Origin of the sequence: Fischerella sp. PCC 9605 (assembly GCF_000517105.1) — a bacterium.
Classification (GTDB): Bacteria; Cyanobacteriota; Cyanobacteriia; order Cyanobacteriales; family Nostocaceae; genus PCC9605.
Genome location: NZ_KI912148.1, coordinates 2,634,168 through 2,647,038, shown reverse-complemented (window position 1 = coordinate 2,647,038; position 12,871 = coordinate 2,634,168). Strand labels below are relative to the sequence as shown.

The window sequence follows — 12,871 nt, the reverse complement described above, 5'->3', positions numbered from 1 at the left end:
GATAATTAAAAATTAAAAATTCAAGCTTGTTTTGAATTTTTAATTTTTAATCACTTCTACTGCTGTCTTAACTAGTAGTTTGTGCGGCTAACATCTGCTTGAGTTTTTCCAACTCAGACGCCCAGCGAGGATCTGGACGAATAGCATCTGTGTCCGCAGCTGGGGTGCTTTCTCTGGGACCACCACGACGAGATTTTTTAGGTTTCTTGTTTTCTCTCGGGGCACTACCACCAGCATTACCACCAGCATGACTAACAGCTTTAGCTGCTGGTTGTTCTTCGCTATCTTCTCCCTTCGTGCGAGGTAATGCTTTTTCTAATTTGATGGGAGAATCTTTGAACAATTGACCATTGTATTTTTCAATAATATGGTCTGCTTGTTCATCATTATTGACTGTGAGAAAACCGAAGCCACGGCATTTGCCTGTTTTTCGGTCTTTGATCAGTTTAGTGGTGACAGCATCGCCTTCTTCTGCAAAAACTGCTTGCAGTTCTTGACGATCTATTTCTTCTTTAGGCAGATTACCTATATATAGACGAACGGACATGGACTACACCTCCAGAGTTGATTGAAAACTACCAGGCAAAAAACAGTAACTTGGCTTTGGCTTTTGTTTTGATAGATGCTATTGACCAACATTGCCACAAACCAATTTTTTTAATCCAAAATTTTAATCTGTACAATACAGTTTTTTACCAGGATCAAGCTTGTTTAATACAAAAGCATACACTGCGCCAATAATACCTTTATTCTAAGAATTTATTAATTTTAAACCTACTGCTTACGACAGGAAATTTCTTCAAGCCCTTCGACGAATTAAATACCATTTCTTACATTATCACGGTATTTTCTACGTAGCTAGTTCAGGACACACATTTCCGACGGTTGCATGAATGCATCGTAGCATAAAATACTTTTTTTCTGAAGTGTGGCAATGTGGCATTTTGGAAACAAAAACCAGCCAGTGGCTGGTTGATTTGCTGCTGTGTTGGGAGGAGAAAAGGGGATTTATTGGCGCAAGCAGCCGAGAATGATAACTAAGCTAGGTTACTAAGTTATATTGCTTGCTATTGTTTATGTGAATAAATGTAACACATTCAGAAAGATTTTGCAACTTTTGTTTACAAACCGTAGGTGGTTAGTAGTTAGTGGTTAGTGGTTAGTGGTAAACAACTACTAACTACTAACTACTAACTCTTACCCTCTAAGGAGAATATATGCTCCCCAAACCTCTGCTGCTACAGCCAAAACTATAGACAAAATGGGATGAGGACTATTAAGGGTTCTTCCGCCTTGAGTTTGCAAGCTTTGGATGTCAATCCAAGGTGTAGCCCCCCGCCGTAGCCAGCCAGTGACAACGATCTGCCGACCAATCAACTCTTGAAGATTGGTCGGCTGTCTTAGCCAAGGTACATGATGTAATTTCACCAAACCAGTGCTAGATTGCAGGATTAAATCTTGTCCTAAATAGTTGCTAGTACCCTGACGACCTAATAGCTTGCCAACAAGACGCACGCCAGTGCTATCGATGGGAAGGGCAGCAGGGTTAGTTAATAGGTTGGGCAAACGGTCATCAGTTTGTACGTTAGTAGGTTTAATGTTGGGAAAGAAGGAATTTATCCGCAGCAAAATGCCGATGCTAAAGCCAATCAAAATGGAACCTTTGAGAAAATTCCAATCGTCGTAGATCCACGTCAGGTTCAAAATCTTGAATGCGAAAATAATTTGCCAAATTAGCCAGATCAGACCCCCAAACACAATACCTAAAATAATTCCCAAAAAAGGAGCGATTTGTAGTAAAAAAGACTGACGTTTTACTCTTAAGGGGCGTTGGCTTTCGAGATATAATTCCGGGACTACGTGCCAATTACGGGCAATCTGACAAAGACGTTGGAGGCGATCGCCTATTAAAGGATGAGTATTATTAATCACAAACCACCAACGATAGGGGTTGAGATTATCCCACATTAAGAAAGATTCAAAGGTGGTATGAGAAGCAATACTGCCTAAACACAGACTCTGTTCGTAGCCTACTGGCATAACTATATTTAAGCTTTCTAGCTGCCAGCTAGTGTGTTCCTGCTTTTGCACATCACCGGCAATGCCAATCGCAATTTTGAGCAATGCCCGGGTAAGCCCATTCGGATTACCAGTGACTTCTGCACCAACGCGATCGCTATAATAAAGCCGTAGCTGAGACAACCACAAAGCTGTCCCCACTAGTAAACACCACACACAATAAATCAGACTCGCCAGCACGCCTAAAACATGACGCCAAATTGATGGCAAACTTCTGTCTCCCCATTCAGCAAATTGCCGATATAGTTGGTAAACGGGAATCGTCACCAGTAGCACCAGTGACATCACTCCATAATCCCGGTGGGCAATATGTCCCAACTGACTAGCGTAAATTGTGGCGATTTCGTCATCTGCAAGTTGTTCTAAAAGTCCCCGACTCACCACAATCCTGGCAGTACGAGGTAAATTACCATAAGTAAAGGCAATTGGTGCTGCAAGTGGTATGATAAACAATTTTGGTGTCTGCCAGCCCCGCTGTTGGCAATAGCGTTGCAAGACTCGCACAGCCTCTTTGCTAGACCGATTTAAAAGATCCTTTGCTAGTGGTTGCTGACCATAAAATTCTGCCAGCAACCGATCCAATAACCAAGGAGACAGGCAGAACAATAGAAAGAGCGAGATCAGTAGAAAGATAGTGGGATTGGTATATAAAAGCTGTATTGGCTCAAGGAAGGGCAGCTTGACTAAAATATCGTTAATAAATCTCATTGTTAACATTAGCAGCGCCCGGATTACCCAAAACAGCGCTACAAATGTTCCTAATTGCAGTAGCCGCAATAGCTTTAAGCCCCGCTTTGGTAGCGGTTGCCATACCCTAGCACGTCCTGCTTGCCGCCAATAAATAGTGAGTGGTTTGGTTCGATCGCGATTAACAGTTGCAGAAGAATCACTAGGCGTAACAGTAGGAGAAATGGAAGATGCAGAGAGTGATAGAGATGGAGTTGTGGGCACAGAGACGCGGGGCATGGAATAAGCAGAGGGCAACCAAGCATGCGGGCCTCCTCGAGTTGTAGCCACCCGCAGAGTAGAACTTGGTGCTGATACACGCTGCGAGGTGGTAAGTTCATCCCCTGTGTCCTCTTTTCCCTCTCTATTCTCCGACTCCTGAAACTCTGACTCAGAAGTGACTGTGGACGGAGTAGGTGATGAATTCTCAAAAGGGACAAATCCTGTTACATCGGTTTTTGATTCAGTTTTTAATGGAGTATGGTTTTTATAACGTTTTGTTAATTTCTGTAAAGAGCGTTCTGCCCACTCCTTCACTTGCGGATTGTCACTTTGAGTCAGTGTTTCACACAGGGCGATCGCCTTTGGTACTTCACCGCTACGGGCATAGGCTACAACCAAACCAATTTCGGCTTGTAAGGTAGCCGTGCGATCGCTTGTAGTAGCAGTGACAGCTTCTAGTATCGTTTTCGCCGTTTGGTAGTTCCCTTGCTTGAGGGCGGTTAAACCAGCCTTCAAAGATGGTTCGGGATGCGAAGGCATAGCCGGTTGCACTCCAATAACTATATTGTTGGGGTTAGTTAGTAGTTAGTAGTTAGTAGTTAGTAGATAGTAGTTAGTAGGCAGAAAACAACTTTTTAACACTTATTTACATAGCTGCTTTTCTTTCCGTTTAACTACTTAGTTGCTGTTTGTTAACTAATAACTACTAACCCTCCGGGTACTCTACGAGAAGCCGCCCTGCGGGCGTCTACATGGGGGGAGACCCCCTTTGGAGCGCGCTGGCTCACCACTATCTACTACCTACTAACCACCACTACTAACCATTCAACCTTAGCCCTCCACGGGTTGTTGACCGGAAAATACCGGGGCGATCGCACTTAGTTTCAACTCTGGATGGTCTCCCTGTAATTGTTGACAGTTCCACTCATTGCGGAACAGCAAGACTGGGCGACCCATGCTATCTTTGACTGTGGTTGTATTGAATAAGCGCCCTACCTTGTTCAACGCTTCCCAACCACCCTCAACCCAACGGGCGACGCTGTAGGGCAATAACTCTAGCATGGTTTCCACTCCATATTCATTTTGCAAGCGGAATTGCACCACCTCGAATTGCAACTGACCCACCGCAGCCAGAATTGGATCGCGCTTGGCTTCATCCACTGAGTACATAATTTGTACGGCCCCTTCTTCGCGCAACTCAGAAACACCTTTTTGAAATTGCTTGAATTTGGAGGGGTTCGGGTTGCGGAGAATCGCAAACAACTCTGGAGAGAAATAAGGAATACCCTCATACTCTAACTTTTGTCCAGTGTAAATTGTATCCCCAATTGCAAAAACTCCAGGATTGTTTAAACCGATTACATCACCTGGGTAGGCGACATCGATTGATTCCCGTTCTTGGGCAAAGAGTTTTTGCGGACGAGACAGACGGACAATTTTGCCTGTGCGAGCGTGATTTACCGTCATATCTTTTTCAAACTTGCCCGTACAGACGCGTACAAACGCCACGCGATCGCGATGTTTTGGGTCCATATTGGCCTGAAGTTTGAACACAAACCCAGAAAATTCTGGGTAGGCAGGGAAAACTTCACCGATAGTGCTGTTATGAGAGCCTGGTTTGAGGGCGTAATCTAGAAAAGACTTAAGGAATAATTCTACCCCGAAGTTGGTCATGGCACTACCAAAGAAAACAGGTGTCATTTTGCCTTGGTGTACCAACTCTAAATCTAGATCCGGCCCCACACCTTCTAAAAGTTCTAAATCGTTTTTTAGTTGATAGTAAAGGTCTTGTTCTAGGAGTTGTTCAATTTTGGCATTGCCCAAATCAACTACCGTGTCTATTGCTTCTTTACTACCGTGGGCAGTTCTTTCAAATAGGTGGATTTGTTGTTGTCGGCGATCAAAGATACCTTTAAAGCGATCGCCCATACCAATGGGCCAGTTAACCGCATAGGTTTGCAATCCTAATTCTTGTTCAATTTCATCCAGCAGTTCCAGCGGTTCTCGTCCTGGACGGTCTAGCTTGTTTACAAATGTGAAGATAGGAATACCCCGCATCTTACACACTTCAAACAACTTGCGCGTCTGGGGTTCCAAACCTTTGGCAGCATCAATTAGCATCACCGCATTATCTGCTGCTGCCAAAGTGCGATAAGTATCTTCACTAAAATCTTGGTGGCCGGGAGTATCTAATAAATTTATCTGACAGTCCTGGTATACAAATTGCAAGACTGTAGAAGTAATAGAAATACCCCGTTGTTGTTCCATTGCCATCCAATCGGACGTAGCTTTGCGTTGCGCCCGCCGTGCTTTGACTGCACCAGCTTCGTGAATTGCACCTCCGTATAGCAGTAGCTTTTCTGTCAGCGTAGTTTTACCAGCATCAGGGTGAGAAATAATCGCAAAATTGCGCCGACTTTCAACTGCTTTGTGAAGCTCTAACTCTAGGTCAGTTGACATAACTGTATCTACTTGTAACTTAACTTAACTTAACTTTTTCCAACTTTAGCGAGTCTTTTAATCTTAAGGCAACGATGCTCATGATAGGGTCTTAATGTAACTGAAACCTGAATAAAAGGGGGAAAGTAATGTACGACACGGACAAGCGCAAGCTTTTATCAGCCCTGTGTCACGGAGCAATTTTTTTTAGTACTACATTAGTATCAATTGGTCTACCAATTTTCATTGTTTTTTTAACAGAAGATCCTGTTGTTAGAGAGAATGCCAAAGAAGCGATTAATTTCCACTTTAATGTCTGGTTCTATGGAGCTATTATTGGTGTGCTAATCTGGATCACTTTCGGTTTATTGATACCTTTGGCCGGTATCTGGTTTGTCATCCACTGGGGATTAACTATTTGGGCGCTTTACCACGTTCTTAGCGACACTGAAAAACCATTCCGCTATCCCTTCATTTTCCGACTTGTGTAGCATAAAAGTGATTTTTCTCCGTTAGCACTAAGGTCACTGATGAATATATTTAGATAAAGAAGTGACTTTGAAATAGCTGGTAATTGCAAAATGGTAATTGGTAAGAGGCTGTGTTTTAATTGCCAATTACTATTGAACCTCACACTTATTCCATCAGTGATTGATAATCCAGTTCATCTACTATTTTGATGAGAATTTTAATATAGTTTACCTGCCTTCTCGCAGAGAAATGGCAAGCAAGCTGTAAAATACAAAATTGCCCCACAGCATCAGCAGTAGGGCAGAGGACAGTTAAGCGCTTTTTGCAGTGTGTCCTACGGGAGCAAGGTTTTGCCCTGAGTGTGTGACGCTTTGTTTTTTGTCCATGTGAATTTTTTTAGTTTATAAAACTTTATGTTTCCAATTCATCGACCCCGTCGCCTGCGTACCCATTCCCAACTGCGTCGGATGGTACGCGAAACCGTTCTCACCACAAATGACTTAATTTACCCTCTGTTTGCTGTACCAGGTGAGGGAATTGCCAATGAAGTCAAATCAATGCCAGGTGTCTTCCAGCTTTCAATAGACAAAATTGTGGAAGAAGCTAAAGAAGTTTATGACCTGGGCATTCCTGCTATTATTTTGTTTGGTATTCCCGCCGATAAAGATGTAGATGCCACTGGCGCTTGGCATGATTGCGGTATTGTGCAGAAAGCAGCAACTGCTGTCAAAGAAGCAGTGCCCGATTTGATTGTCATTGCTGATACTTGTTTGTGCGAGTACACCAGTCACGGCCACTGCGGCTATTTGCAAGTCGGTGACTTGACAGGAAGAGTACTCAACGATCCCACCCTAGAATTACTCAAGAAAACCGCTGTTTCCCAAGCAAAAGCAGGTGCGGATATCATCGCACCTTCTGGGATGATGGATGGATTTGTGCAAGCTATTCGTGCTGGTTTGGATGAAGCGGGATTCCAAGATACGCCGATTTTATCATATGCAGCTAAGTATGCTTCGGCTTACTACGGCCCGTTCCGGGATGCAGCTGACTCAGCACCGCAGTTTGGCGATCGCCGTACCTATCAAATGGACCCCGGTAATGCCCGCGAAGCCCTCAAAGAAATTGAGTTAGATATCGCTGAAGGTGCTGATATGTTGATGGTGAAGCCAGCCTTGGCTTACATGGATATCATCTGGCGCGTCAAGGAAGCTAGCAATCTACCCGTTGCTGCTTACAACGTTTCCGGTGAATATTCTATGGTGAAAGCTGCCGCCCTCAATGGTTGGATTGATGAACAGCGTGTGGTAATGGAAACTTTAATCGGTTTCAAACGTGCCGGGGCGGACTTGATTTTGACCTACCATGCTAAAGATGCAGCGCGTTGGCTGGGGTAAGCAGTGGCTAGACCTCAAAGATGACAAAATTTCATCTGCATAATTTGCTTGTAAATCTCACGCAGAGGTGCAAAGTTGGCGACAGATGCTGTAGCAGATATAGCAGATAGTTGAACCGCGAGTCCGACGAAAAAATTTATCTGTTACACATCCATTGCTCGTCTTGGTATCTAGGCGTGAGATTGTTGTGGAAAGAAATTCAAAATTCAAAAATTTTACTTTTTATATCTCTAGCTACAGGACAATTGTCAGTAAGTTTTTAGTTTAAAAAATTACTTAATTTAACAGTAATATTTTGGATACCCTAGCGTATCTTCAAAATAAATACAATATCAAATATAATGCTCCGAAACTCCTTATCCGAGATAAGTAGAAAGGCATAAATAAACTAAAAACAGTGCGGGCTAGAAGCCCACCCCACAATATTATTAAAGCTCTTGTGGGGTGGGCATCCTGCCCGCCCGTATCAAATACAAGATATTTTACGTTGAATTATGTTGACCTACTTATAACAGCGATCGCTAGTGTAATTTGTTGGTAGCTGAGGTGCATACAAAAAGGTTCTGAAAAGATTATCGGCTGTCTCCTGTCTTATCTATCGCCTAAAGCAAAACTCCACCTAATTAACAGGGTTTTCTTTGTTGATAGTATACAGATTGATCTTGTATTGGGTACGTTAGTAAACGTGAAAGTTAGTCCTGTATAAAAATAGGTAGAGACATTTAAGGTTTTGCATAGAGAATTTTATAAGAGATTGTACAGAAATATAGGAATCTTTTGTTTGTCATAAGGTACAGCGATCGCTTATAAAATAATATAGTTAATAATTTGTTTTCAGTTGGCATTTTTACGTCAACTGATTTATTAAATGCATTCATATAGTTATCAAAGGGAGCATTCAGATATGGATATGCAAGTCCTGAGAGAACGTGCGGGACTTAGCCGTGCAGAGGTTGCCTTCAGGCTTGCAATCAGTGAAACCAGTGTTCGCAACTGGGAAGCAGGACGTACTGAACCTACAATGACGCCCAAAAAATACTTAGAAGCGTTGCGACTATTTAAATGCACACCAGAAGAATTGGCAGCAGCAAGCGAAAAATCTATCAATCAGCGGCATAAACGTAAACCAGGAAGACCAAGAAGGTTTCCAAATAATCCGGTCAATCAAGTCACTCCTATGCCTGACACGTCTGCTGCCGAGATACGGCTGTAGCCAGCTAAAATAATAAATACCGCGATCTCATGTATTTAATTTGCACACTTTTTTCAACAAAATAATTATGGGCTGGCATACAGGCAGAGGGGCAAGACAGCTTTTCTAAATAGGGTACTGATGATTAGGTACTGGGGACTGAATAAGAATCTTTCCCAGTCCCCATTCGCCAATAGCCAGTCCCTTTTGAACTACAGTTAAAATAGCGATTGATAGCTAGCAAACTAAGCTGTAATGCCTGAAAATTGCACGATTGCTCGTAAGGGTCATCATTAGTCATTAGTCATTAGTCATTAATAACCAAGGACAAATGACATAGACGCCCTCCGGGCGGCTTCCCGTAGGGTAGGATAAATGACGGTCTTAACGAAAAAAGTGCTATGTGTAAGCGCAACAGCTTAGTACACTAAGGCAGAACTGACTCGATAGTTATATAAGACAGACAAAAACTGGTTGTTACGAGCAATATAGGCTTCTGCGTTTTCTGTTCTGCCTCTTGCCTGCTTACGAAGCGTGCAAACTCCCCCTTCTGCTCTTTTTTGGAGCATCGCTCACCGTATTGATAGCAGAAGCACGATAAGATTCTAGAACAATAATCGCATACGAGGTCGAATGGCAGAAACACTACTCTTCAACGCCCTACGGGAAGCCATTGATGAAGAAATGGCGCGTGACTCAACTGTATTTGTGCTTGGTGAAGACGTAGGACACTACGGTGGTTCTTACAAAGTTACCAAAGACTTGTATCAAAAATACGGCGAACTGAGAGTTTTAGACACTCCCATCGCTGAAAATAGCTTCACTGGCTTAGCAGTGGGAGCAGCAATGACCGGGTTGCGACCGATCATTGAAGGCATGAATATGGGCTTTTTGCTCCTTGCCTTTAACCAAATAGCTAACAATGCCGGGATGCTACGCTATACCTCTGGTGGTAACTTTAAAATTCCGATGGTTATTCGCGGCCCTGGTGGTGTAGGACGTCAGCTAGGGGCAGAACATTCTCAGCGATTGGAAGCTTATTTTCAAGCCGTTCCGGGATTAAAGATTGTTGCCTGCTCTACACCTTACAACGCCAAAGGACTTCTCAAATCTGCTATCCGCGATAATAACCCAGTGTTGTTCTTTGAACACGTCCTGCTCTATAACTTGAAAGAAAACCTACCAGAGAAAGAATACTTACTGCCATTAGATAAAGCAGAAGTCGTCCGTTTTGGTAAAGATGTCACAATTCTCACCTACTCGCGGATGCGGCATCATGTACTGCAAGCTGTAAAAACATTGGAAAAACAAGGTTTTGACCCGGAAGTTATCGATTTAATATCTCTCAAACCTTTAGATATGGATACAATTGGGGCATCCGTGCGGAAAACCCATCGAGTAATTATAGTCGAAGAGTGCATGAAAACAGGGGGCGTTGCAGCCGAAATAATTGCATCAATTAACGATCGCTTTTTTGATGAGTTGGATGCGCCACTACTGCGGCTTTCTTCCCAAGATATTCCCACGCCTTATAACGGCAATATGGAGAGATTGACAATTGTTCAACCAGAGCAAATTGTCGAAGCTGTAGAAAAAATGGTAGCTTTGCGAGTTTAGATCGGGGATCGGGGATGGGGTATTGGGTACTGGTGAGAATTATGAATGATGAATGCGATTGGGCTGAAAATTTCATAATTCATAATTCATAATTCATAATTTTTATGCCCTTATCCCCAATCCCCAGTCCCTAAAATAACTTAACTCTTCACTCATAACTCATCAAAGAGCGCTATCATATCGTTTGTCGCAGCGAGTGATGGTATGCAAAGACAGCGATCGCTATTAGCTTTAATTTTATTTTTGGTAATTGCCGCGATTGTGGTAATTGCCACAATTCCTGTACCCCGAGGACTAGACTTGCGGGGAGGCTCACAGCTAACAATTCAAGTGAAGACAACTCCAGAAATTCCACGTATCACGGAGCGAGAATTGGAAGCTGTTAAAAGTGTAGTTGAAGGTCGCGTCAACGGTCTTGGCGTCTCTGAACCTGTGATCCAAACCGTAGGAGAAGACAAGATCTTGGTGCAACTACCCGGAGTCAACGATCCACAGCAAGCAGAACGAGTTCTGGGAGGTACAGCGCAGTTAGAGTTTCGCCAGCAAAAACCAAATACCGAAGCTCAACTGTTTGCTTTACGAGCATCGCAACTCGAACTCAAACAAAAGCAACAGGAATTGAAAAACTCTCAGGACACCGCAGCTATTCAAAAAAATCAAGAAGCGCTGCAAAATAATAGCAAAGCGATCGCTGAATTATTTGAAAGCACTAACCCACCACTCACAGGTAAATTTCTCAAAGACGCCCAAGGACAACCAACCTCAGGCAATAATTGGGAAGTTGCGATTCGCTTTGACCAACAAGGCGGCGATCTTTTTGCCCAAATCACCAAAAACCTTGCCGGTACTGGCCGCAGCATCGGTATTTTTCTCGATAACGAACTGATTAGTTCTCCCGTAGTTGGCCCAGAGTTCGCCAGTACTGGTATTGCGGGTGGTGCTGCGGTGATTACTGGTAACTTTACACCCCAAGAAGCCAATGAATTAGGTGTGCAGCTACGCGGCGGCGCATTACCTGTACCGGTAGAAATAGGTGAAATTCGGACAGTTGGAGCAACCCTGGGTCAAGATAGTGTGCAACGCAGCATCTGGGCAGGTCTTGGTGGTCTGGTTTTAGTACTGATATTTATGGTGGTGTACTATAGACTCCCGGGACTGATTGCGGATATATCACTAGTGATTTATACCCTGCTGACTTGGGCTAGTTTTGCTTTGTTAGGCGTCACCCTGACACTACCAGGAATTGCAGGTTTTATCCTCAGTATTGGTATGGCAGTTGATGCTAATGTGCTTATATTTGAACGCACGCGGGAAGAGTTGCGAGCAGGTAAAACCTTGTATCGTTCTGTGGAATCTGGCTTTTACCGCGCCTTTTCCAGTATTTTGGATAGTAACGTTACGACCTGGATTGCTTGTGCTGCGCTGTTCTGGCTGGGATCTGGTTTGGTAAAAGGCTTTGCGCTGACCCTGGCTTTAGGGGTAGCGGTGAGTATGTTTTCAGCAATTACCTGTAGTCGAACGTTGATGTTTTTGGCAATTTCCATTCCCTCATTGCGGAAACCAGAACTATATTGTCCTAATTTGCCAGCCTCAAATAAGGCAGAGGTGGCTCGATGAAACTAAGTATCAATAAATCGCGATCGCTGTGGTGGGCTATTTCTCTCGCCGTCATTCTCGCTGGTATCATCTCAATGGTGATTTCCTGGCAACAAATTGGTGCACCCCTACGCCCGAGTTTGGATTTCGTTGGTGGTACGCGCTTGCAGTTTGAACGGGATTGTACTAATCCAGATAACTGCAACAAAGAAATTGATATCAACGTTGTTCGAGAAGTAGCGAAAGAACAGGGCTTGGGTGACAGCAGCATTCAAATTGTCGCTGACAAGGAAACAGGTAAAGATAATGGTGTATTAATTCGCACCAAAACACTGGATGTCGAACAGCGTACTAAGTTGCAAAACGCCTTAAGCGAAAAAATTGGCTCCTTTGATCCGCAAAAAACCCAAATCGACACTGTTGGCCCTACCATCGGGCGAGAGTTGTTTAGAAGTGGTGTCATTGCTTTGGTGGTTTCCTTTGTTGGCATCATTGCCTACATGAGCGTCCGCTTCCAATTAGACTATGCCGTATTTGCCATCATCGCTCTGTTTCACGATGTGTTGATTACGGTAGGCATGTTCTCGATACTTGGTTTGACAGTAGGAACAGAAGTAGACAGTTTATTTATTGTTGCTCTGCTTACCATTACCGGTTTCTCGGTGAACGATACCGTAGTTATTTACGATCGCATTCGGGAAACACTCAGCCGCAATCCCAATCAATCTATCAATGAAGTGGTAGATGATGCGGTCAATCAAACCTTAGCACGTTCAATCAACACAACTTTAACTGTACTGCTGACATTATTTGCCATCTACCTGTTTGGTGGAGAAACGCTGAAAAACTTTTCCTTAGCCTTGATTATTGGCTTCACAATGGGGGCATATTCCAGTATTTTTATCGCCAGTACTCTCCTTGCTTGGTGGCGAGGGCGCAAAGGCGAATCTGTTGTTCCTCGAACTGCCGAGTCTATAGATGGATCTGAAAAATTATGAATTATGAATGCTGAATTATGAATTAAGAAAATGCTTATTGCTTCATAATTCACGCTTAATGTGGATTAGAAGCCGGAACCATATATTGTCGTTGTAAAGACTTGCTGTTTACAGCATTTCTACAAAAGACAGAATCC

The 12,871-nt window shown here is 43.4% G+C and carries 10 protein-coding genes; 6 read left to right on the top strand and 4 right to left on the bottom strand.

The genetic code is table 11. The features are described 5' to 3' along the window. Positions 1 to 67: 67 nt before the first annotated feature. From FIS9605_RS0113955 to prfC, 3 genes are all read right to left on the bottom strand, one after another. Positions 68 to 547 (bottom strand): RNA recognition motif domain-containing protein, encoded by a 480-nt coding sequence (locus tag FIS9605_RS0113955; protein WP_026733138.1) that lies wholly within the window; start codon positions 545 to 547, stop codon positions 68 to 70. A 650-nt stretch (positions 548 to 1,197) separates the two neighbouring features. Beyond that, positions 1,198 to 3,567 (bottom strand): M48 family metalloprotease, encoded by a 2,370-nt coding sequence (locus tag FIS9605_RS0113945; protein ID WP_026733137.1) that lies wholly within the window; start codon positions 3,565 to 3,567, stop codon positions 1,198 to 1,200. A 291-nt stretch (positions 3,568 to 3,858) separates the two neighbouring features. Continuing rightward, the gene (gene prfC / locus FIS9605_RS0113940) at positions 3,859 to 5,487 is read right to left on the bottom strand and encodes a peptide chain release factor 3 (protein WP_026733136.1); all 1,629 of its coding nucleotides are present in this window, start codon (positions 5,485 to 5,487) and stop codon (positions 3,859 to 3,861) included. A 128-nt stretch (positions 5,488 to 5,615) separates the two neighbouring features. Between prfC and FIS9605_RS0113935 the strand changes: the two genes are divergently transcribed. The 3 genes from FIS9605_RS0113935 (at position 5,616) to FIS9605_RS0113925 (ending at position 8,544) form a co-directional block, all read left to right on the top strand. Continuing rightward, positions 5,616 to 5,957, top strand: coding sequence for a DUF4870 domain-containing protein (locus FIS9605_RS0113935; protein ID WP_026733135.1), 342 nt, complete (start codon positions 5,616 to 5,618; stop codon positions 5,955 to 5,957). A gap of 393 nt (positions 5,958 to 6,350) precedes the next feature. Beyond that, the gene (gene hemB, locus FIS9605_RS0113930; RefSeq protein WP_026733134.1) at positions 6,351 to 7,331 is read left to right on the top strand and encodes a porphobilinogen synthase; all 981 of its coding nucleotides are present in this window, start codon (positions 6,351 to 6,353) and stop codon (positions 7,329 to 7,331) included. A 904-nt stretch (positions 7,332 to 8,235) separates the two neighbouring features. Further along, positions 8,236 to 8,544 (top strand): helix-turn-helix domain-containing protein, encoded by a 309-nt coding sequence (locus FIS9605_RS0113925; protein ID WP_026733133.1) that lies wholly within the window; start codon positions 8,236 to 8,238, stop codon positions 8,542 to 8,544. Positions 8,545 to 8,942: 398 nt separating this feature from the next. On the opposite strand, the gene FIS9605_RS44055 is transcribed toward FIS9605_RS0113925, so the two are convergent. After that, the gene (locus tag FIS9605_RS44055; protein WP_197036034.1) at positions 8,943 to 9,092 is read right to left on the bottom strand and encodes a hypothetical protein; all 150 of its coding nucleotides are present in this window, start codon (positions 9,090 to 9,092) and stop codon (positions 8,943 to 8,945) included. Positions 9,093 to 9,156: 64 nt separating this feature from the next. On the opposite strand from FIS9605_RS44055, the gene FIS9605_RS0113920 reads away from it, so the two are divergent. From FIS9605_RS0113920 to secF, 3 genes are all read left to right on the top strand, one after another. Beyond that, on the top strand, positions 9,157 to 10,140 hold the full coding sequence (locus FIS9605_RS0113920) for an alpha-ketoacid dehydrogenase subunit beta (protein ID WP_026733132.1): 984 nt from the start codon (positions 9,157 to 9,159) through the stop codon (positions 10,138 to 10,140). Positions 10,141 to 10,344: 204 nt separating this feature from the next. Further along, entirely contained in the window at positions 10,345 to 11,757 is a 1,413-nt protein-coding gene (gene secD, locus FIS9605_RS0113915) for a protein translocase subunit SecD (protein WP_026733131.1), read from the top strand. Next, positions 11,754 to 12,734: a protein translocase subunit SecF gene (gene secF / locus FIS9605_RS0113910; protein ID WP_026733130.1), complete on the top strand. Its 981-nt coding sequence runs from the start codon at positions 11,754 to 11,756 to the stop codon at positions 12,732 to 12,734. The genes secD and secF overlap by 4 nt, the downstream gene beginning before the upstream one ends. The last annotated feature ends 137 nt before the right edge of the window (positions 12,735 to 12,871 follow it).

What these genes read in the sequence shown, in the direction of transcription:
- FIS9605_RS0113955 (WP_026733138.1), bottom strand. Translation starts at nt 547, where the DNA reads ATGTCCGTTCGTCTATATATAGGTAATCTGCCTAAAGAAGAAATAGAT.
- FIS9605_RS0113945 (WP_026733137.1), bottom strand. Translation starts at nt 3,567, where the DNA reads ATGCCTTCGCATCCCGAACCATCTTTGAAGGCTGGTTTAACCGCCCTC.
- prfC (WP_026733136.1), bottom strand. Translation starts at nt 5,487, where the DNA reads ATGTCAACTGACCTAGAGTTAGAGCTTCACAAAGCAGTTGAAAGTCGG.
- FIS9605_RS0113935 (WP_026733135.1), top strand. Translation starts at nt 5,616, where the DNA reads ATGTACGACACGGACAAGCGCAAGCTTTTATCAGCCCTGTGTCACGGA.
- hemB (WP_026733134.1), top strand. Translation starts at nt 6,351, where the DNA reads ATGTTTCCAATTCATCGACCCCGTCGCCTGCGTACCCATTCCCAACTG.
- FIS9605_RS0113925 (WP_026733133.1), top strand. Translation starts at nt 8,236, where the DNA reads ATGGATATGCAAGTCCTGAGAGAACGTGCGGGACTTAGCCGTGCAGAG.
- FIS9605_RS44055 (WP_197036034.1), bottom strand. Translation starts at nt 9,092, where the DNA reads ATGCTCCAAAAAAGAGCAGAAGGGGGAGTTTGCACGCTTCGTAAGCAG.
- FIS9605_RS0113920 (WP_026733132.1), top strand. Translation starts at nt 9,157, where the DNA reads ATGGCAGAAACACTACTCTTCAACGCCCTACGGGAAGCCATTGATGAA.
- secD (WP_026733131.1), top strand. Translation starts at nt 10,345, where the DNA reads ATGCAAAGACAGCGATCGCTATTAGCTTTAATTTTATTTTTGGTAATT.
- secF (WP_026733130.1), top strand. Translation starts at nt 11,754, where the DNA reads ATGAAACTAAGTATCAATAAATCGCGATCGCTGTGGTGGGCTATTTCT.